The 19,533-nt window shown below is 51.7% G+C and carries 18 protein-coding genes; 10 read left to right on the top strand and 8 right to left on the bottom strand.

Annotated elements, in window-relative coordinates; all coding sequences use genetic code 11:
- Positions 1-4: 4 nt before the first annotated feature.
- Complete coding sequence (locus OGY72_RS00510; protein ID WP_003825164.1) at positions 5-2,437, bottom strand: bifunctional aspartate kinase/homoserine dehydrogenase II; 2,433 nt, start codon at positions 2,435-2,437, stop codon at positions 5-7.
- Between the two features lie 2 nt (positions 2,438-2,439).
- Entirely contained in the window at positions 2,440-3,600 is a 1,161-nt protein-coding gene (metB, locus tag OGY72_RS00505; protein WP_003028818.1) for a cystathionine gamma-synthase, read from the bottom strand.
- 265 nt (positions 3,601-3,865) lie between these two features.
- Here metB and metJ point away from each other — a divergent pair, with 265 nt between their 5' ends.
- Complete coding sequence (metJ, locus tag OGY72_RS00500) at positions 3,866-4,183, top strand: met regulon transcriptional regulator MetJ (protein ID WP_003825168.1); 318 nt, start codon at positions 3,866-3,868, stop codon at positions 4,181-4,183.
- Between the two features lie 58 nt (positions 4,184-4,241).
- Here the strand turns inward: metJ and OGY72_RS00495 are convergent, their stop codons facing one another.
- The 3 genes from OGY72_RS00495 to rpmE form a co-directional block, all read right to left on the bottom strand.
- Positions 4,242-5,666: an MFS transporter gene (locus OGY72_RS00495; protein ID WP_003825170.1), complete on the bottom strand. Its 1,425-nt coding sequence runs from the start codon at positions 5,664-5,666 to the stop codon at positions 4,242-4,244.
- A gap of 78 nt (positions 5,667-5,744) precedes the next feature.
- Complete coding sequence (locus tag OGY72_RS00490; RefSeq protein ID WP_003825173.1) at positions 5,745-6,425, bottom strand: oligogalacturonate-specific porin KdgM family protein; 681 nt, start codon at positions 6,423-6,425, stop codon at positions 5,745-5,747.
- 338 nt (positions 6,426-6,763) lie between these two features.
- Positions 6,764-6,976 (bottom strand): 50S ribosomal protein L31, encoded by a 213-nt coding sequence (rpmE, locus tag OGY72_RS00485; RefSeq protein ID WP_008787040.1) that lies wholly within the window; start codon positions 6,974-6,976, stop codon positions 6,764-6,766.
- A gap of 332 nt (positions 6,977-7,308) precedes the next feature.
- Between rpmE and priA the strand changes: the two genes are divergently transcribed.
- The 7 genes from priA to rraA all read left to right on the top strand — a co-directional run bounded on the left by priA (position 7,309) and on the right by rraA (position 15,244).
- Positions 7,309-9,507, top strand: coding sequence for a primosomal protein N' (priA, locus tag OGY72_RS00480; RefSeq protein ID WP_048215183.1), 2,199 nt, complete (start codon positions 7,309-7,311; stop codon positions 9,505-9,507).
- 156 nt (positions 9,508-9,663) lie between these two features.
- On the top strand, positions 9,664-10,689 hold the full coding sequence (cytR, locus tag OGY72_RS00475) for a DNA-binding transcriptional regulator CytR (RefSeq protein WP_003825179.1): 1,026 nt from the start codon (positions 9,664-9,666) through the stop codon (positions 10,687-10,689).
- 93 nt (positions 10,690-10,782) lie between these two features.
- A complete protein-coding gene (gene ftsN / locus OGY72_RS00470; RefSeq protein WP_286546037.1) occupies positions 10,783-11,706 on the top strand; it encodes a cell division protein FtsN in 924 nt (307 codons plus the stop codon).
- Positions 11,707-11,797: 91 nt separating this feature from the next.
- Positions 11,798-12,328: an ATP-dependent protease subunit HslV gene (gene hslV / locus OGY72_RS00465; protein ID WP_003028805.1), complete on the top strand. Its 531-nt coding sequence runs from the start codon at positions 11,798-11,800 to the stop codon at positions 12,326-12,328.
- Between the two features lie 9 nt (positions 12,329-12,337).
- Positions 12,338-13,669: an ATP-dependent protease ATPase subunit HslU gene (hslU, locus tag OGY72_RS00460; RefSeq protein WP_003028803.1), complete on the top strand. Its 1,332-nt coding sequence runs from the start codon at positions 12,338-12,340 to the stop codon at positions 13,667-13,669.
- Positions 13,670-13,736: 67 nt separating this feature from the next.
- On the top strand, positions 13,737-14,666 hold the full coding sequence (menA, locus tag OGY72_RS00455) for a 1,4-dihydroxy-2-naphthoate polyprenyltransferase (protein ID WP_149384907.1): 930 nt from the start codon (positions 13,737-13,739) through the stop codon (positions 14,664-14,666).
- Positions 14,667-14,758: 92 nt separating this feature from the next.
- Positions 14,759-15,244: a ribonuclease E activity regulator RraA gene (gene rraA / locus OGY72_RS00450; protein WP_079939327.1), complete on the top strand. Its 486-nt coding sequence runs from the start codon at positions 14,759-14,761 to the stop codon at positions 15,242-15,244.
- 37 nt (positions 15,245-15,281) lie between these two features.
- Here the strand turns inward: rraA and OGY72_RS00445 are convergent, their stop codons facing one another.
- From OGY72_RS00445 to zapB, 3 genes are all read right to left on the bottom strand, one after another.
- Positions 15,282-15,671, bottom strand: a complete 390-nt coding sequence (locus tag OGY72_RS00445) for a hypothetical protein (RefSeq protein ID WP_003825190.1) — start codon at positions 15,669-15,671, stop codon at positions 15,282-15,284.
- On the bottom strand, positions 15,668-16,336 hold the full coding sequence (locus tag OGY72_RS00440) for a hypothetical protein (protein WP_286546032.1): 669 nt from the start codon (positions 16,334-16,336) through the stop codon (positions 15,668-15,670). The genes OGY72_RS00445 and OGY72_RS00440 overlap by 4 nt, the downstream gene beginning before the upstream one ends.
- 92 nt (positions 16,337-16,428) lie before the next feature.
- Positions 16,429-16,674 (bottom strand): septal ring assembly protein ZapB, encoded by a 246-nt coding sequence (zapB, locus tag OGY72_RS00435; protein WP_095533156.1) that lies wholly within the window; start codon positions 16,672-16,674, stop codon positions 16,429-16,431.
- A gap of 428 nt (positions 16,675-17,102) precedes the next feature.
- On the opposite strand from zapB, the gene OGY72_RS00430 reads away from it, so the two are divergent.
- A complete protein-coding gene (locus OGY72_RS00430; RefSeq protein ID WP_286546031.1) occupies positions 17,103-17,948 on the top strand; it encodes an MIP/aquaporin family protein in 846 nt (281 codons plus the stop codon).
- A gap of 22 nt (positions 17,949-17,970) precedes the next feature.
- Complete coding sequence (gene glpK / locus OGY72_RS00425; RefSeq protein WP_003028792.1) at positions 17,971-19,479, top strand: glycerol kinase GlpK; 1,509 nt, start codon at positions 17,971-17,973, stop codon at positions 19,477-19,479.
- Positions 19,480-19,533 lie beyond the last annotated feature (54 nt).

The following is a 19,533-nucleotide window of genomic DNA, read 5'->3' as shown; positions in this document are numbered from 1 at the left end:
AAAACTACAGCAGCTGCGCCAGACGGTTGATGTCTGACTGAATAGCGCCGGCGGTGACGTCACGACCTGCGCCCGGTCCACGGATCACCAGCGGGTTATCGCGATACCAGCGGCTTTCAATGGCGAATACGTTATCACACGGCAACAGCGCCGCCAGCGGGTGTTCAGGACGAACCGCTTCAACACCAACGCGCGCTTTACCGTTAGCATCAAAACGCGCCACATAGCGCAGCACCAGCCCCATTTCACGCGCCGCTTCCAGACGCTGCACCATCTGCTCGTTCAGCTCATCGCCATTCTCAAAGAAATGGTCAATAGAGCCTTCTTCACAGTGCGCAGGCACCAGCGATTCCACGCGAACCTGGTCCGGTTCGATGTCGTAACCCGCTTCACGCGCCAGAATCACCAGCTTACGCATCACATCTTTGCCGGAAAGATCTACGCGCGGATCGGGTTCAGTCAGACCCTGTTGCCACGCCTGATCCACCAGATCGGTGAACGGGACCGTGCCATCAAATTGCAGGAACAACCACGACAACGTGCCTGAGAAGATCCCGCTGATCGACAGAATGGTATCTCCGCTATCAATCAGATCGCGCACGGTATGGTTGATCGGCAAGCCTGCACCCACGGTGGCGTTATACAACCAGTGGCGACCGGTTTTTTCAAAAGCGTCATGAATTTGGCGATAATTATGACTGCTGCTCGCCCCCGCCAGTTTGTTGGCGCTGATAACGTGGAAACCATGGCTGGCAAAATCCAGATACTGATCCGCCAGTTGCTCGCTGGCAGTAACGTCCAGCACCACTAAATCATCATACGGGTGAGCACGCATCCACAGGAATAGAGACTCTTCATCCTGCTCTACTGCCTCGTCATCAAAGAAAGCTAACGCGCGGCTGGCATCCAGCCCTTCGTAATTCAGCAGACTACGACGGCTATCAACCACACCCGCCAGCACAAACTCTAATCCGGTGCGCGCCGAGAGCGTGCTCTGCTCGCGAGCGAACAGCTCCAGCCAGCGCGAGCCAATGTTGCCTTTGCCGAACAGCACCAGACCAATGCGTTTTTCCGCACGGAAGATTGACTGATGCAGACCCTGAATCAGGCTCTCCGTTGGCCCAGTACGCAGTACCGCGACCAGGCTGATACCCTCTTCCGACTGCCAGGTGAATTCAACCGGCTGACCTTTCAACTGTTGCCAGAAACGGTGGCAGTGCAGCGGGTTACGAGTGACGCCCGCCCCGACCATCGCCACCAGCGCCAGCCCCTGGCGCAGACGCAGCTCGCCTGGCAGACCAGCTTCATCCAGAATTTTTAGTGCGCCATCGGCGACTTCGGAGGTATAGCAAAATTGCAGCAGTTGGCGGTCAGGATGCACACCCACTGCCAGCGGACGCACCTGGGTACGTTTTAAAACCTGATCAATCTCTTTATAAGCCAGCTTAAAGTCCTGGCCAGTCGGAACCAAAAACTCAATCAGGCAGACGTCATCATGACTGGTCACAATACGCGCCCCGGTACCGGAGGCTAGTACGCGTTCAATGCGCGTTGAACCCTGCTCCGGCGTATAGCTACAACGCAGCTGGAGATCGATATCGCTACCGGAAACCGGCTGTAAGGTACGGGCATGGAGAACCGGTGCCGCCAGACGCGCCAGTTCGCTGGCTTCATCCAGACGCAGCAGCGGCAGCAAACAGGCGTCTTTTACTTTACGCGGATCCGCGCTGTAAACCCCGGCGACATCGCTCCAGATAGTTACGCGAGAAACGCCCGCCAGCGCGCCAACCTGCGTCGCCGAGTAGTCGGAGCCGTTACGCCCCAGCAGGACCGTTTCACCGGAATTGCTGCGGCTAATAAAGCCGGTAACCACCAGCCGTTTACCCGGATGCTGCGCCAGCAGTTGCTGTAGCAGCGGGTAAGAAAGACCTTCATCTACCTGCGGCTGGGCACCGCGTTCAGCACGTAAAAAATCGCGCGCATCCAGCCAGGCTGACTCCAGCCCCTGTTGGTTAAGGACCGCAGACATCAAACGCGCGGACCATACCTCACCATGCCCAACAACCTCAGCATAGACGGCATCGTTCACACCGCTGTCGAGTAATCCGGCCAGACGCTCCAGATCGTGAATAAACGCGCCAATCAGTCCATCCGCTACCTCAGGAGGTAACAAACCGCTGATAAGCTCACTTTGATAGCGACGTAACGCCTGTTGAACCTGATGCGCAGAAAGGCGATCGGTCTGGCTTAATTTCAGCCAGCTAATCAACTGGTTAGTGGTACTGCCTGCGGCTGAAACAACCATCATGTCATCAGGCTGCGAGTAATCCGCCATAATGCCTGCGACACGCAGATAACATTTCACGTCTGCCAGACTACTACCACCAAATTTGTGCAGTTGACGACCCTTCGCCCCTGCCTGCGCAATCACACTCATGTTTACCCCTTGTTTGCAGCCCGGAAGCCATTTTCCAGGTCGGCAATTAAATCTTCGCCATCTTCAATACCGGTGGAGATACGCAGCAGCGTTTCGGAAATCCCGGCAGCAGCACGCGCTTCTGGTGCCATGCCCGCGTGTGTCATGGTTGCGGCGTGGGAGATCAAACTTTCAACGCCCCCTAACGATTCCGCCAGCGTAAACAATGACAACCCGCCGAGGAAACGGCGCAGCGTTTGCTCATCGCCATCCAGTTCAAAACTTAACATCGCGCCAAAGCCTTTTTGCTGACGCGCAGCAATCTCATGGCCCTGATTATCCGGCAATGACGGGTGATACAATTTTTTCACCAGCGGCTGAGTTTGCAGATAATCGACTATCGCCTGAGCATTACGTTGCGCCACCTCCATTCGAGGAGACAGAGTACGCAGGCCGCGCAACAGCAGATAACTATCAAACGCGCCGCCGGTCACACCAATATTATTCGCCCACCATGCCAGTTCAGTGACCGTTTCCGGATCTTTCGCTATCACAACACCAGCCACCACGTCTGAGTGACCGTTTAAATATTTCGTGCATGAATGCAACACCAGATCGGCGCCCAATGCCAGTGGATTTTGCAGTGCCGGGCTTAAAAAAGTGTTGTCGACCACGCTGACCGCGCCAGCTTCACGCGCCAGCTGACAGATTTTCGCAATATCCACCACGCGCAGCAGCGGGTTGCTTGGGCTTTCTACCAGCACCAGCTTCGGTTTTTCCGCCAATGCGGCCTGCAATGCCTGCTCATCTCCTTGATCGACAAACAGGACGCGGTAACAGCCACGTTTTGCCAGACTGTCAAACAGTCGATAGCTCCCGCCGTAGCAGTCATGCGGTGCGACCAGCAGATCGCCTGGCTTGAGGAAGACCGTGGTCACCAGATGAATCGCCGACATGCCAGTATTGGTCAGCACAGCACCAGCACCGCCTTCCAGTTCCGCCAGCGCACGCTGAACAACATCGCGCGTTGGGTTGCCGCGACGCGAATAGTCATGGGCGCGAGGTTCATTAAATCCGGTAAAGTTATAGGTGCTGGAGAGGTGAATCGGCGGGACAACGCAACCGTACTGTTCGTCGTCATTTAACCCGCTACGCACTGCGATGGTGGCCTGTTTACGCGTCATATTGAGGAGATCCTGGCTGAGTCGGTGAAAAGTCAGACACCAGAGTAATCATAGTTACGATAGCCGTCAATACATCTGGACATCTAAACTTCTTTGCGTATAGATTGAGCAAACTGGAAATAGCCGTTAAAATTATATGCATTAGCGTACATCTGCGTCGGCTTACTTCGTGTCAGGGCCACGCCACTACGATAAACTACGCGCAATTATGGTCCGGGCTCAGGTTCTGGCCTCAATATTAATGACGAAGAGGATTAGGTATCTCATGGCTGAATGGAGCGGCGAATATATCAGCCCATACGCTGAGCACGGTAAGAAGAGTGAGCAAGTCAAAAAAATTACGGTTTCCATTCCTCTGAAGGTGTTAAAAATCCTTACCGATGAACGCACGCGTCGTCAGGTGAACAACCTGCGCCACGCCACCAACAGTGAACTGCTGTGTGAAGCGTTTCTGCATGCTTTTACTGGGCAACCCTTACCCAACGATGACGACCTGCGTAAAGAACGCAGTGATGAAATCCCGGAAGAAGCAAAGGTAATCATGCGTGAACTGGGTATCAACCCGGAAACGTGGGAATACTGATAGTTAGAACAGCAATGGGCGTGTAGAGGCGGGAATGCTCCCGCCTTTTCTCACTGTGTTACTTACTAATACCATTGAGTTTATTCAATGTTTCTTCCATTTTGAGCGTTTCCGTACGGTTCAATGGATAGAAATAAATCAGAATGACCGCCGCCAAAAACAGGCATAGCGCCGGCAAGAGATTCGCCATCGTATAAATATTTTCCTGCACAATGCTGGTTTGCACTGCACCACCTGTTGACGATGATTGATAGCCAATGATAGCCAACATAAAGCCACCAATCGCCCCTGCGCATGCCTGACCAACCTTGCGCGCAAAGAAGTTCACACCATAAACCGTGCCATCCTCGCGATCGCCAGTGACATACTGATGGTAGTCACAAACATCAGTCATAAACGCCCAAATCATCAGGTTGAATAACCCTGCACCCAGTGTCGCCAGGAACAAGAAAACCAGATAGACCTTTGCATCCGTAATGTGGACAAAGTACATAATCACATACATGACCACGGCAAAAAGCAACGCGCCTACGCTGGCTTCTTTTTTACCAAACCGCTTCGTGAGCCAGGATGCCGATGGCGCCAGCAAAACCAGGGAACCAAAGGTAAACAGCAACGCGACTGACATCGCCTCTTTATTGTGGAAATAGTCATTAAACAGGTAAGTCATGTTGGTACCGGACAACCCCTGATTAATTACAATCAGCAAATCCACAACCACTAAAACAATCAGCGCCTTATTGCGTGCCAGTCCCTTCAGCAACACCGAAACGGGCATGCTCTCTTTTCTCTCCACGCGCACGCGCTCCGTCGTTAAATGACAGGTCAAGGATAAAAAGATCAAGCCCAGCACTGCGCAACCAATGGAAATCCAGAAGAAGTGTTGCCCGGAAATCACCTGGCTTCCGTCCACCAGGGTGGTGTACATCAGGATCGGAATGAAAAAGCCAGTTGCCCCACCGCCAATTGCTGACCCAACGCTACGCCAGGTTGAAAGCGATACACGATCATCCGGATTCGAGCTAATCGCCGCAGACATAGCACCGTACGGAATACTCACGGTCGATAACAGCGAACCGTAAATGAAATAGGAGCAACAGATGTAGATGATTTTCGCCGTATAAGAAAAATCATTCACAAACGGCAGGAACAGGACAACCGCAATGATGCAAAATGGATACTTCATGCGACGCACCCACGGGTTGAAACGTCCATGTACCGTCAGTTTAGAGGTATCGCATAAGCGCCCTACACCAACATCAACGAACGCATCAAAGAGTTTGGTCACAAAATAGAGTGAGCCAACAATAACGCCGGAAATACCGAGGACGTTAGTGTAATAAATCATTAAAAAACTATTAACTAAGCCAAGAATAAAACAGGTTCCGAGGTCACCACATAAATAACCGATTTTATCTCTAATTCCGAAAGGCCTGACGGCAGTGGTTTCATTATTTCCGATAATAGTTCCATCATTAGACATGATGTCAACTCCTTAGACATATTATTCACACAAACTATGCTTATCGACGTAATCAGCCAATACGAAAACTATTACCGATTAGAAGTTATAACCAAGACCGACACGATAACGGGTCTGACGATCGTCTGTAGTGGTAGTGTTATAACCCGAGGAAACGTTGCCAACTTCAACAAATGGAACCCATGAGCCTAGTTTATACGCCACGCGGAAGTTATATTCATAATCATCTTTCCGGTTGTTATATAAATCTTCGCTATCGGCAATTTTATAAATACCATTTAGCTCAAACATCCAGTCATTGACGTTATAACCAAGCCAGGCTTCCGGACGATAGACCATGCGGTCATCTTTGCCGTCAGTGTTTCTGCGCATGTACTCCTGACGATAGCGGAACGCGGTCCACCAGTTGTCGTTGATGTTGTACTGCACGCGGATATAAGGCTTATAAATCGCGATATTATCGCCCGTTTCGATCGCAATGCCGGGCTGCCAGACAAGACCCTGCCATGTGAACTGGTAGCTTGCGGTATACTCGTTACCGTTACTTTCCATATTATTCCACGCATCATTTGACTGCGTGTTTTCGGAACGAGAAATGGCTTCGACTGCGACACCAAAACCCGTGGCAAAACGGTGAGACATATACACACGATCGTAATTACGTCCATCGTCATAATATTCATGTCGGTAATCAACATAACCCGCCTGTGCGGCCGCAGAGAATAATGGAATCAGTAATAACGCAGATTTAAATTTCATGACAATCCCTCTTCACACTCAACAACGGAAATAACCCATCTCGTTTGTCCATAAAATGGGAAAACAAAAAGGCTTTTAGATTAATTTTATATTTCCACGAAAGTGTATTTTAGAAAGAAAGCAGAAACCTTTGGTATTTTGCCAGGAGCTGGTAAAAGTGGCAAAAGACAGAAGATAAAAAGGACGCAGATCACCAGTTGCAATATTTTATCGAAAAAATAAAACACCGTTTTATTTATTGAATAAAATAGATTATTCAATACATCAATATATATTTCAGTTCTGAAGCGCAGAAACAAAAAAAGCGCCATAAGGCGCTTTTTTCTGACAGCTGAAACTTACTTGCTGCCTGGGATGCTGAAACGCTTGTTGAAGCGATCAACACGGCCACCGGTAGCAACATCACGCTGCTTGCCAGTATAGAACGGGTGGCACTGACCGCACACGTCCAGGTTCAGATCGTGACCGACGGTAGAGCGGATTTTCATGACGTTACCGCAAGAGCAGTTTGCAGTAATTTCTTCGTATTTCGGGTGAATATCTTTTTTCATGGGAAAACCTCGGTTTAAGGCCGCGTCGCTCTTCCAGCCCTAACGCCAGACACCACGCGATGTTAATTATTCCCCGTCACCTTTCACACTGCTGATGCGTTGCCTGCGTTCACTCACTCTGGTCACATAGTTCACTATGCTCCCAGAGATTCGCTCGCTTGCCGCCTTCCAGCAGCGCGAAACTCTCGGGTAATGGTCAGTATTTGACGCAATCAATTTGCATCAAAGGCGGCGAATCATACAGAAATTAACCTGCTCATGCAAACTGATCCGCATTCTACCCTCCACTAATGTGTATACTAACCCGCCAGATTTCAAGTCAGGATGATTCAATGCCCGTTGCGCACGTTGCCTTACCTGTTCCGCTACCTCGCACCTTTGACTACCTCCTGCCGGAAGGCTTGAGTGCCAAAGCCGGGTGTCGTGTACGCGTGCCCTTTGGCAAGCAGCAGGAGCGCGTGGGTATCGTCCTTTCCGTCAGCGAGCACAGTGAACTGCCGCGGAGCGAATTGAAAGCCGTTCTAGAAGTGCTGGACAGCGAACCGGTCTACTCGACCTCTGTCTGGCGTCTGCTGTTGTGGGCGGCTGATTATTATCATCATCCCATCGGTGACGTACTGTTTCACGCTCTGCCAATTTTACTGCGCCAGGGACGCCCGGCGACAAACGCGCCCATGTGGTACTGGTTTGCCACTGAAGAAGGCCAGGTTATTGACCTCAACAGCCTAAAGCGTTCTCCCAAGCAGCAACAGGCGCTAGCTGCGCTACGCCAGGGGAAAATCTGGCGCGACCAGGTGGCTGAACTGGAATTTAATGATGCCGCATTACAGGCACTGCGGAAAAAAGGGCTGTGCGATCTGGCGAGCGAAACACCAGGCTTTAGCGACTGGCGTACGCACTACGCGGTTTCCGGTGAGCGTCTGCGGCTGAACACCGAGCAGGCCACCGCCGTCGGGGCGATTCACAGCGCCTCAGACAGTTTTAGCGCCTGGCTATTAGCGGGCGTAACGGGATCAGGCAAAACAGAAGTCTATCTCAGCGTTCTGGAAAACGTCCTTGCCCAGGGCAAGCAGGCGCTGGTGATGGTGCCGGAGATTGGCCTGACGCCGCAAACTATTGCCCGTTTTCGCGAACGCTTCAATGCGCCGGTCGAAGTCCTGCACTCTGGTTTAAACGACAGCGAACGTCTTTCAGCCTGGCTGAAAGCCAAAAACGGCGAGGCGGCGATTGTTATCGGCACACGCTCGTCGCTGTTTACGCCGTTTAAAAATCTCGGCGTGATTGTCATCGACGAAGAACACGACAGCTCTTATAAACAGCAGGAAGGCTGGCGCTATCATGCGCGCGACCTCGCGGTTTACCGCGCCCATAGCGAGCAGATCCCGATTATTCTCGGCTCAGCCACCCCGGCGCTGGAAACGCTGTGCAACGTGCGGCAGAACAAATACCGCATGCTGCGCCTGACGCGCCGCGCCGGAAATGCGCGCCCAGCCACTCAGCACGTGCTGGATCTCAAAGGTCAGCAGGTGCAGGCCGGTCTAGCCCCTGCGCTGATCGCCCGTATGCGTCAGCACCTGCAGGCGGATAACCAGGTGATCCTGTTTTTGAACCGTCGTGGTTTTGCGCCTGCGCTGCTGTGCCACGACTGTGGTTGGATTGCCGAATGTCCGCGTTGCGATCATTACTACACGCTACATCAGGCGCAGCACCACCTGCGTTGCCACCACTGCGACAGCCAGCGCCCAATACCGCGTCAGTGCCCTTCCTGCGGTTCGACGCATATGGTTCCGGTAGGACTCGGCACCGAACAGCTTGAGCAGGCTCTGGCACCTTTTTTCCCCGGTGTGCCAATTTCACGTATAGATCGCGACACCACCAGCCGTAAAGGGTCGCTGGAGCAGCATCTGGCGGAAGTGCATCGCGGCGGCGCACGAATACTTATAGGCACGCAAATGCTGGCCAAAGGCCACCACTTCCCGGACGTCACTCTGGTGGCGCTGCTGGACGTTGACGGCGCGCTATTCTCCGCAGATTTCCGGTCAGCAGAACGCTTCGCCCAGCTCTATACGCAGGTCTCTGGCCGTGCCGGACGCGCCGGGAAGCAAGGCGAAGTGGTGCTGCAAACGCACCATCCTGAACATCCGCTGCTGCAAACCTTGCTGTATAAAGGCTATGACGCGTTTGCCGAACAGGCGCTGGCCGAGCGACAAACGCTCCAGCTTCCACCGTGGACCAGCCATGTGATCGTGCGGGCAGAAGATCATAACAACCAGCATGCACCAATGTTCTTGCAGCAACTACGGAATCTCATTCAAGCCAGCCCGTTGGCCGATGACAAACTCTGGGTGCTCGGCCCGGTTCCCGCACTGGCGCCCAAACGCGGTGGTCGTTATCGTTGGCAAATATTGTTGCAACATCCATCACGAATTCGCCTGCAACATATCGTCAGCGGCACGCTGGCACTGATCAATACGCTACCCGATGCACGCAAGGTTAAATGGGTGCTGGATGTCGATCCCATCGAGGGATAACCCCTCACGATGCGAGGCGGATCGTAAAATTAAAGATCCATCACACTTTTTATGAAAATTCTGTAACCGCTTCCATTCACTATCTGATAAAAATGTTTCAGATGAAGGTTATCCAGGGACGAGTCTGTGCCAGCAGCTCTCTGGCGAGGAGAAAGAGTGAAACCGAATAAGCAGGTTGCCGCCGCTACGATGAAAGATGTTGCTCTGAAGGCGAAAGTCTCAACGGCAACCGTATCCCGCGCATTAATGAACCCGGACAAAGTCTCGCAGTCAACCCGTAACAAGGTTGAGCAGGCAGCGCTGGAAGTGGGATATCTACCCCAATCAATGGGACGTAACGTTAAGCGTAATGAGTCGCGTACCATTCTGGTGATTGTGCCGGATATCTGCGATCCGTTTTTTAGCGAAGTGATTCGTGGCATTGAAGTGACTGCCGCAGAACAGGGATACCTGGTGCTTATTGGCGACTGCGCGCACCAGAACCAACAGGAAAAGACGTTTCTTAACCTCATTATCACCAAGCAGATCGATGGCATGGTACTGCTCAGCTCGCGCCTGCCGTTTGATGCCAGCGTGGAAGAGCAGCGCAATTTACCGCCGATGGTCATGTCCAACGAGTTCGCGCCAGAGCTGGAACTCCCCACCGTGCACATTGATAACCTCACCGCCGCCTTTAACGCGATGAATTATCTGCTGGAACTGGGGCATAAACGCATTGGCTGTATCGCCGGCCCCGAAGATATGCCGCTGTGCCATTACCGTCTGCAAGGCTACGTTCAGGCATTACGCCGCAGCGGAATTACGGTCGATCCGCATTTTATCGCGCGCGGTGACTTTACCTATGAAGCGGGAGCCAATGCGTTGAAGCAGCTCCTTGAACTACCGCAGCCGCCTACCGCTGTCTTTTGTCACAGCGACGTCATGGCGCTGGGCGCACTCTCTTACGCCAAACGTCAGGGTCTGAAAGTCCCTGACGATTTATCCATTATTGGCTTTGATAACATTTCGCTCACGGAATTTTGTGATCCACCCCTGACAACCGTCGCACAGCCGCGTTTCGATATCGGACGTGAAGCTATGCTGTTACTGCTCGATCAATTACAAGGGCAGAGCGTCAGCAGTGGCTCACGTTTACTGGACTGCGAGCTTATTATTCGGGGTACTACCCGGGCACTGACGTAAAGTAAAGTGCTTTCGGACTCCCCTGTCTGGTCAAAGGCCCGCCGCTTAAGTAACATGGCGGGCTGACGAACGAATAAATACAGCGAAACGATAGTGGCACAACGAGATTATGTACGTCGCGGCCAACCGGCACCTTCGCGGCGCAAGAAGAGCACATCACGGAAAAAACAACGCAATACGCCTGCGGTATCGCCCGCAATGGTTGCTATTGCTGCAGCCGTACTCGTGACCTTTATCGGTGGTCTGTACTTCATTACGCATCACAAGAAAGAAGAGTCCGAAACGCTGCAAAACCAGAAAGTCACCGGTAATGGCATTCCGCCAAAACCGGAAGAGCGCTGGCGATACATCAAAGAGCTGGAGAGCCGTCAGCCTGGCGTACGTGCGCCTACCGAACCGTCTGCGGGCGGCGAGGTGCTGAATGCCGATCAGCTAACCAATGAGCAGCGTCAGCTATTGGCGCAAATGCAGGCTGATATGCGTCAACAGCCGACACAGCTCAACGAAGTACCGTGGAACGAGCAAACGGCTGAACAGCGCCAGCAAACGCTGCAGCGTCAGCGTCAGGTGCAACAGCAGCAGTGGAACAATGCCCAGCAGCAAACGCGTACAGCACAAGCCGCGCCGGTACAACAGCCGAAAGCGCAGCCAAAACCGGCGGCGCAACAGCCGTATCAGGATCTGCTGCAAACGCCAGCGCATACCACCGCTGCTCAGCCAAAACCGCAGCCGGCCGCGCCAATAACCAATGAAACGCAGCCGCCAAAACAGACGGCTGAGAAAAAAGATGAACGCCGCTGGATGGTTCAGTGCGGATCATTTAAAGGCGCTGAGCAGGCAGAAACTGTGCGTGCACAGCTGGCCTTTGAAGGCTTTAACTCCCGTATAACCACCAATAACGGCTGGAATCGTGTGGTCATTGGTCCGGTCAAAGGCAAAGAGAATGCCGACAACACCATCAGCCGCCTGAAGGTTGCTGGTCACACAAACTGCATTCGACTCTCTACTGGGGGTTGAAACCCCCAAAATCTCCCCCATCTATACTTGCATTACGCCCCGTACACTGTGCGGGGCCTGTACATTGCATTTGTAACCAAGGGGTCTGCTCGTGACAACAATAGTAAGCGTACGCCGTAACGGCCATGTGGTAATCGCCGGTGATGGTCAGGCCACACTGGGTAACACCGTAATGAAAGGCAACGTGAAGAAAGTCCGCCGTCTGTACAACGATAAAGTCATCGCGGGCTTTGCGGGCGGTACTGCGGATGCATTCACGCTGTTTGAACTGTTTGAACGCAAGCTGGAAATGCACCAGGGTCACCTGGTGAAAGCTGCCGTTGAACTGGCAAAAGACTGGCGTACCGACCGTATGCTGCGCAAACTCGAAGCGCTGCTGGCCGTCGCAGATGAAACTGCATCGCTCATCATCACCGGTAACGGCGATGTCATCCAGCCAGAAAACGATCTGATTGCTATCGGCTCCGGCGGTCCCTACGCCCAGGCTGCTGCACGCGCTCTGCTTGAAAACACCGAGCTTGGCGCACGCGAGATTGCTGAGAAAGCGTTGGATATTGCAGGGGATATCTGCATTTATACCAACCACTTCCATACCATCGAAGAATTGAACTCCAAAGCGTAAGGATCCCCCATGTCTGAAATGACCCCACGCGAAATTGTCAGCGAACTGAACAAACACATCATCGGCCAGGATAACGCTAAGCGTTCCGTGGCGATCGCCCTGCGTAACCGCTGGCGTCGTATGCAGCTCAACGAAGAGTTGCGCCATGAAGTCACGCCGAAAAACATTCTGATGATTGGCCCGACCGGCGTCGGTAAAACCGAAATCGCCCGTCGTCTGGCAAAACTGGCCAACGCGCCGTTCATCAAAGTCGAAGCAACAAAATTCACCGAAGTCGGCTATGTTGGTAAAGAAGTTGACTCCATCATCCGCGATCTGACCGATGCGGCCATCAAAATGGTCCGCGTGCAGGCAATCGAGAAAAACCGCTTCCGTGCCGAAGAGATGGCGGAAGAGCGCATTCTCGACGTGCTGATCCCACCGGCTAAAAATAACTGGGGACAGTCAGAGCAGCCGCAGGAACCTTCTGCAGCACGTCAGGCGTTCCGTAAAAAACTGCGTGAAGGCCAACTGGATGATAAAGAGATTGAAATCGATCTCGCGGCCGCACCGATGGGCGTTGAAATTATGGCGCCTCCGGGAATGGAAGAGATGACCAGCCAGCTGCAGTCCATGTTCCAGAACCTCGGCGGTCAGAAACAAAAACCGCGTAAGCTGAAAATCAAAGACGCGATGAAGCTGCTGATTGAAGAAGAAGCGGCCAAACTGGTGAACCCGGAAGAGCTGAAACAGGAAGCTATCGACGCCGTTGAACAGCACGGGATCGTGTTTATCGACGAAATCGACAAAATCTGTAAGCGCGGTGAATCCTCCGGCCCGGACGTGTCCCGTGAAGGCGTACAGCGCGACCTGCTGCCGCTGGTTGAAGGCTGCACTGTCTCCACCAAGCACGGCATGGTGAAAACAGATCACATTCTGTTTATCGCTTCTGGTGCATTCCAGGTAGCCAAACCGTCCGACCTGATCCCAGAACTGCAGGGTCGTCTGCCGATTCGTGTCGAGCTGCAGGCGCTGACCACCAGCGATTTTGAGCGTATCCTTACCGAACCGAATGCCTCCATCACCGTCCAGTACAAAGCGCTGATGGCGACTGAAGGTGTGGACATCAACTTCACTGAATCCGGTATTAAACGCATTGCCGAAGCGGCCTGGCAGGTTAACGAAACCACCGAAAACATCGGTGCACGTCGTCTGCATACCGTTCTGGAACGTCTGATGGAAGATATTTCCTATGATGCGAGCGATTTGAACGGCCAAAGCATCACAATTGATGCCGAATATGTGAGCAAACATCTGGATGCGCTGGTCGCAGATGAAGATCTGAGCCGTTTTATCCTATAATCGCGTTCAATGCATTTTCATCACTGTTGATGGGGCTGATAAAGCCCCATTTTTATTGGCGCTAAATATGACTGAACAACAACAAATTAGCCGCTCACAAGCCTGGCTGGAAAGTTTACGACCTAAGACCTTACCGCTCGCCTTCGCGGCGATCATCGTCGGTACGGCATTAGCATGGTGGCAAGGATACTTCGATCCGCTGGTTGCTCTGCTGGCATTGATTACGGCGGGACTGCTGCAAATTCTGTCCAATCTCGCTAACGACTATGGCGATGCCGTCAAAGGCAGCGACAAGCCCGACCGTATTGGACCGCTACGCGGTATGCAAAAAGGGGTCATCACCCAACAGCAGATGAAGCGCGCGCTGATCGTCACCGTGGTGCTGATCTGTCTGTCCGGGTTGGCCCTGGTTGCTGTAGCCTGTCACACGCTGGCGGATTTTGTCGGTTTCCTGGTGCTCGGCGGCCTGTCGATTATCGCCGCGATCACTTACACCGTGGGTAATCGCCCTTACGGATATATCGGCCTGGGCGATATTTCTGTGCTGGTATTCTTCGGCTGGCTCAGCGTAATGGGAAGTTGGTATCTGCAGGCGCATACGTTGATTCCAGCGCTGATTCTGCCTGCCACCGCCTGCGGCCTGCTGGCAACCGCCGTGCTCAACGTCAACAACCTGCGCGATATCAACAGCGACAGAGAGAACGGCAAGAACACGCTGGTCGTACGTTTAGGCGCTGTTAATGCCCGCCGCTACCACGCCTGCCTGCTGATGGGGACGCTGGTCTGCCTGGCGCTGTTTAACCTGTTCTCACTGCAAAGCCTGTGGGGATGGCTGTTTATTCTCGCCGCTCCGTTGCTAATCAAACAGGCGCGTTACGTGATGCATGAGATGGATCCGGCGGCAATGCGCCCAATGCTGGAACGTACTGTAAAAGCGGCATTGTTAACTAACCTGCTGTTTGTCGTTGGAATTTTCTTAAGTCAGTGGTCTCTTTAACTGACAAATATCAATTAACAATTGATGATTTTGCCAACAGTACACATAGCGCGATATACTAAAAATTCTCGCAGCAACTGAACGTTAAGCCTATGAAATACGATACATCCGAGCTTTGTGACATCTATCAGGAAGATGTCAACGTCGTGGAACCGCTGTTCTCTAACTTTGGAGGACGGGCGTCGTTTGGCGGACAAATCATCACGGTAAAATGTTTCGAGGACAACGGGTTGCTGTACGATCTGCTCGAACAAAATGGCCGTGGTCGTGTTCTGCTGGTCGATGGCGGCGGTTCTGTTCGTCGTGCGCTGGTCGATGCCGAACTGGCGCGCCTGGCAGTACAGAATGAATGGGAAGGTCTGGTCATCTACGGCTCAGTCCGCCAGGTAGACGATCTGGGAGAGCTGGACATCGGCATTCAGGCGATTGCCGCGATTCCGGTAGGCGCCTCAGGTGAAGGCATTGGGGAAAGCGATGTACGCGTCAACTTCGGTGGCGTGACGTTCTTCTCCGGCGACCACCTGTACGCCGATAACACCGGGATAATCCTCTCCGAAGACCCGCTCGATATCGAGTAAGCGAAAAAGGCCATCAGCAAATTTGATGGCCTTTTTTTCATTCATTTGATTCGTAATGAATGACTTTAATATCATACTTTTTATATTTTTCTTCGACAACGATACTCATCGTCTCACGACTGACAGGATAAGTTTCGATATAAGCATTTAATTTATCCTCAGCTATCTGAATGCCACTCTTTTGTATCCCGGTAAAAATTATCTCACTGCGTTGAAGATGACTACCATCATCTGCATAGCTTACAAAAAACCAGTCGTTAGATATCCTTGGAGCCTGTTTAAGAGGTTTCGGTGTTAGCAGATGATAAAATAATAAATTCTGCTGAGTGTAGATTTTTTCTGTATAGATGCTCACCATAAAATGACAATAAAATAGCGCAATAAAAAGCATAAACACAATAATAAATCCTGATCTCCTGGATTTCATATGTGAAGTTCCCGAACATAATCAGGATTAGCAATAGGTCTTATTACATCCATAAATAAAGGTAATTCACCCGAATAGGGTTCATGTCTCTTATCTTTATTGATAGGGTCAGGAAACAGTAACGGAATAACACTTTTATTCTTAAACTCACCAACTGGGCCATAGAAGTCCCAGATTCGATAAGCCTTTTCTTTCGAGCATATCTGAAGGTAAGAGGTGTAATCTGCATGATTTACCGCTTGGTAAAAACCAAATAGATTTGAGACCAAATCTTCAGCACTATAACCACTATCCGTTAAATAAACATAAGGCCAAAAGTCCTGTAAGGACTCAAAGCGATGTGACGTACCTAAGAATATTGATAAAGCAATACCTTGTAAGGTTCGCTCCTGCAATCCTCGGCGCACCATAAATCTACGATATATACCAGTATTGATATTTATGCCATGAATGTTTTTGGACATACTTTGATGATAATTCACTTCATAAAACTCACTATCACCACCACGAGGCCTTGTCATTTCAAACCATAATTTTTCAGCCCCTGCCGGATTAGCATGGCCTAAATCAATCCATCCTAAATTATCTGTATAGATAAGACCATATCTAATATCTCTGGTGATAAGTCGATCCGAATCATCAATAATATCGTTTCTTTTTGTCATATCGTATTCTTTGATATTTAAAAAATACGATATCCTAATCTCTACATAGCAAAAAGGCATCCATTATGGATGCCTTTTTCAAGAAATCAGAATTAGACTTCTTCCATACGACCCAGCAGGGCATGCAGACGATCCTGCCAGCCGCTCTGCTGTTCTTTCAGGCTGTTGTTCTCACGCTCCAGCTCTTCACGCTGCTGCTGTGCAGTCTGAACTTCCTGCGACAGTGAGTTGTTCTTTTCTTTCAGCTCTTCGATTTCCATCTGCAACAGCGTGATGGTATCAATCGCCTGCTGTACTTTTGCTTCCAGTTTCTCAAACACTTCTAATGACATCGTCATACCTCTCCTGAATTGCAAGGCGTTGATGGATAAAAATCCTCGTCCCGATAACCGGCGACGCCTTAATAAAAACGAGCGCACTCTACTTAACACCGATTGTATGAAGCCGCGTCATCCCTGTCCAGCGGCATCCCGCGCAGATTGCGGTTTGCAACACTTTTAGTCTTTCTCCTGGTGACATTACTGTCATAACTCTTAAGTGTTAACAGATTGATCAGTGAAATGATTCAGCTCACACTATTTTTGTATAACAAATACCTCACAATGGCGCGAAAACGCTCATTTTGTTGATGCAGTACACACATTTTAATTTCGATATTTCTCGTTTTTGAGCGTTAACGATAAATTAACAGTGTGCCTACCGGCTCCGGGGATGTCAGTGACCTTCTCGCACACAATAAACATTAAACTCTCTTCAGGATCCGATTATGAGTCAAACATCAACCTTAAAAGGCCAGTGCATTGCTGAATTCCTCGGTACCGGGTTGTTGATTTTCTTCGGTGTGGGCTGTGTCGCTGCACTTAAAGTGGCTGGGGCTACTTTTGGTCAGTGGGAAATCAGTATCATCTGGGGTCTGGGGGTAGCGATGGCTATCTATCTGACCGCAGGCGTTTCTGGTGCACACCTGAATCCCGCGGTAACCATCGCACTCTGGCTGTTCGCCTGTTTTGATAAACGCAAAGTTGTTCCTTTTATTATTTCGCAAATTGCCGGCGCCTTTTGCGCAGCGGCACTGGTTTACGGGCTTTATTACAATCTTTTCCTCGATTTCGAACAAACTAACCATATCGTACGCGGCAGTACCGAGAGCCTGGGTCTGGCAGGTACTTTCTCCACCTATCCGAACCCGCATATCAATTTTGTGCAGGCCTTCGCGGTTGAAATGGTCATTACCGCTATTCTAATGGGGCTGATTCTGGCTCTGACCGACGATGGTAACGGTGTACCTCGTGGTCCGCTGGCACCACTGCTGATCGGCTTGTTGATTGCCGTTATTGGTGCTTCCATGGGTCCGCTGACAGGTTTTGCGATGAACCCGGCACGTGACTTCGGACCGAAACTCTTCGCCTGGATGGCCGGATGGGGTGAGATTGCCTTCACGGGTGGTCGCGATATCCCTTACTTCCTGGTTCCGGTGTTTGGCCCGATTACCGGCGCGATTTTGGGCGCATGGTCATATCGCAAACTGATTGGTCGTCATTTACCGTGCGATGTCTGCGCGATTGAAGAAAAAGACGTTGCGGCCAACACTCAACAAAAAGCTTCGCAGTAATGTGACTACGGGACAAAAAATTATGACTGAAAAAAAATATATCGTTGCGCTCGACCAGGGCACCACCAGCTCCCGCGCGGTCGTAATGGACCACGATGCGAATATCGTTGCCGTTTCACAGCGCGAATTCGAACAAATCTACCCGAAAGCCGGTTGGGTAGAACATGACCCAATGGAAATTTGGGCGACCCAAAGCTCCACGCTGGTAGAAGTTCTGGCGAAAGCCGATATCAGTTCCGATGAAATTGCAGCGATCGGTATTACCAACCAGCGTGAAACCACCATCGTCTGGGAACGCGAAACCGGTAAACCAATCTATAACGCCATTGTGTGGCAGTGCCGTCGTACCGCGGATATCTGCGAAAAGCTCAAACGTGACGGCATGGAAGAGTACATCCGTAACAACACCGGTCTGGTTATTGACCCGTACTTCTCCGGTACCAAGGTGAAGTGGATCCTCGACCACGTAGAAGGCTCGCGTGAGCGCGCTCGTCGCGGCGAACTGCTGTTTGGTACCGTAGACACCTGGCTTATCTGGAAAATGACGCAGGGGCGCGTACACGTAACAGATTACACCAACGCCTCGCGTACCATGCTGTTCAACATCCACTCCCTGGACTGGGATGACACGATGCTGGATGCGCTGGATATTCCGCGTGCCATGCTGCCTGAAGTACGTCGTTCTTCTGAAGTATACGGCCAGACCAACATCGGTGGTAAAGGCGGTATTCGTATTCCTATCTCCGGTATCGCCGGTGACCAGCAGGCGGCGCTGTTTGGCCAGCTATGCGTGAAGGAAGGGATGGCGAAAAATACGTACGGTACCGGCTGCTTCATGCTGATGAACACCGGCGAGAAAGCCGTTAAGTCCGAAAACGGACTGCTGACCACCATCGCCTGCGGACCGACCGGGGAAGTGAACTACGCGCTGGAAGGTGCGGTATTTATGGCTGGCGCATCTATCCAGTGGCTGCGTGATGAAATGAAACTCATCAGCGATGCGTTCGACTCCGAATATTTCGCCACCAAAGTGAAAGACACCAACGGCGTGTACGTCGTTCCGGCATTTACTGGCCTGGGCGCACCGTATTGGGACCCGTATGCTCGCGGCGCCATCTTTGGTCTGACCCGTGGGGTAAACTCCAACCACATCATCCGCGCCACGCTTGAGTCTATCGCTTACCAGACTCGTGATGTTCTGGAAGCGATGCAGGCTGACTCCGGTATTCGCCTGCACGCCCTGCGTGTTGATGGCGGTGCGGTCGCCAACAACTTCCTGATGCAGTTCCAGTCCGACATTCTCGGCACGCGCGTTGAGCGCCCGGAAGTCCGCGAAGTCACCGCATTGGGTGCGGCATACCTGGCTGGTCTGGCAGTAGGCTTCTGGCAGAATCTGGATGAGCTGCAGGAAAAAGCAGTCATCGAGCGTGAATTCCGCCCAGGCATCGAAACCACCGAACGTAACTTCCGTTACAGCGGCTGGAAAAAAGCGGTCAAACGCGCCATGGCGTGGGAAGATCACGACGAGTAATACGTCATAGCCGGATGGCAACTGTGCCTTATCCGGCAATATCTTCGTGCGGGG

It is taken from the genome of Citrobacter sp. Cpo221 (genome assembly GCF_030332345.1).
Lineage (GTDB): Bacteria > Pseudomonadota > Gammaproteobacteria > Enterobacterales > Enterobacteriaceae > Citrobacter > Citrobacter portucalensis.
The sequence above is the reverse complement of the archived record's forward strand: the minus strand, read 5'-3'. Positions and strand labels throughout refer to the sequence as shown.

Excerpts from the sequence above, each read along its gene's own strand:
- OGY72_RS00510 (WP_003825164.1), bottom strand. The coding sequence starts at position 2,437 with ATGAGTGTGATTGCGCAGGCAGGGGCGAAGGGTCGTCAACTGCACAAA.
- metB (WP_003028818.1), bottom strand. The coding sequence starts at position 3,600 with ATGACGCGTAAACAGGCCACCATCGCAGTGCGTAGCGGGTTAAATGAC.
- metJ (WP_003825168.1), top strand. The coding sequence starts at position 3,866 with ATGGCTGAATGGAGCGGCGAATATATCAGCCCATACGCTGAGCACGGT.
- OGY72_RS00495 (WP_003825170.1), bottom strand. The coding sequence starts at position 5,666 with ATGTCTAATGATGGAACTATTATCGGAAATAATGAAACCACTGCCGTC.
- OGY72_RS00490 (WP_003825173.1), bottom strand. The coding sequence starts at position 6,425 with ATGAAATTTAAATCTGCGTTATTACTGATTCCATTATTCTCTGCGGCC.
- rpmE (WP_008787040.1), bottom strand. The coding sequence starts at position 6,976 with ATGAAAAAAGATATTCACCCGAAATACGAAGAAATTACTGCAAACTGC.
- priA (WP_048215183.1), top strand. The coding sequence starts at position 7,309 with ATGCCCGTTGCGCACGTTGCCTTACCTGTTCCGCTACCTCGCACCTTT.
- hslU (WP_003028803.1), top strand. The coding sequence starts at position 12,338 with ATGTCTGAAATGACCCCACGCGAAATTGTCAGCGAACTGAACAAACAC.
- menA (WP_149384907.1), top strand. The coding sequence starts at position 13,737 with ATGACTGAACAACAACAAATTAGCCGCTCACAAGCCTGGCTGGAAAGT.
- rraA (WP_079939327.1), top strand. The coding sequence starts at position 14,759 with ATGAAATACGATACATCCGAGCTTTGTGACATCTATCAGGAAGATGTC.
- OGY72_RS00445 (WP_003825190.1), bottom strand. The coding sequence starts at position 15,671 with ATGAAATCCAGGAGATCAGGATTTATTATTGTGTTTATGCTTTTTATT.
- OGY72_RS00440 (WP_286546032.1), bottom strand. The coding sequence starts at position 16,336 with ATGACAAAAAGAAACGATATTATTGATGATTCGGATCGACTTATCACC.
- zapB (WP_095533156.1), bottom strand. The coding sequence starts at position 16,674 with ATGACGATGTCATTAGAAGTGTTTGAGAAACTGGAAGCAAAAGTACAG.
- OGY72_RS00430 (WP_286546031.1), top strand. The coding sequence starts at position 17,103 with ATGAGTCAAACATCAACCTTAAAAGGCCAGTGCATTGCTGAATTCCTC.
- glpK (WP_003028792.1), top strand. The coding sequence starts at position 17,971 with ATGACTGAAAAAAAATATATCGTTGCGCTCGACCAGGGCACCACCAGC.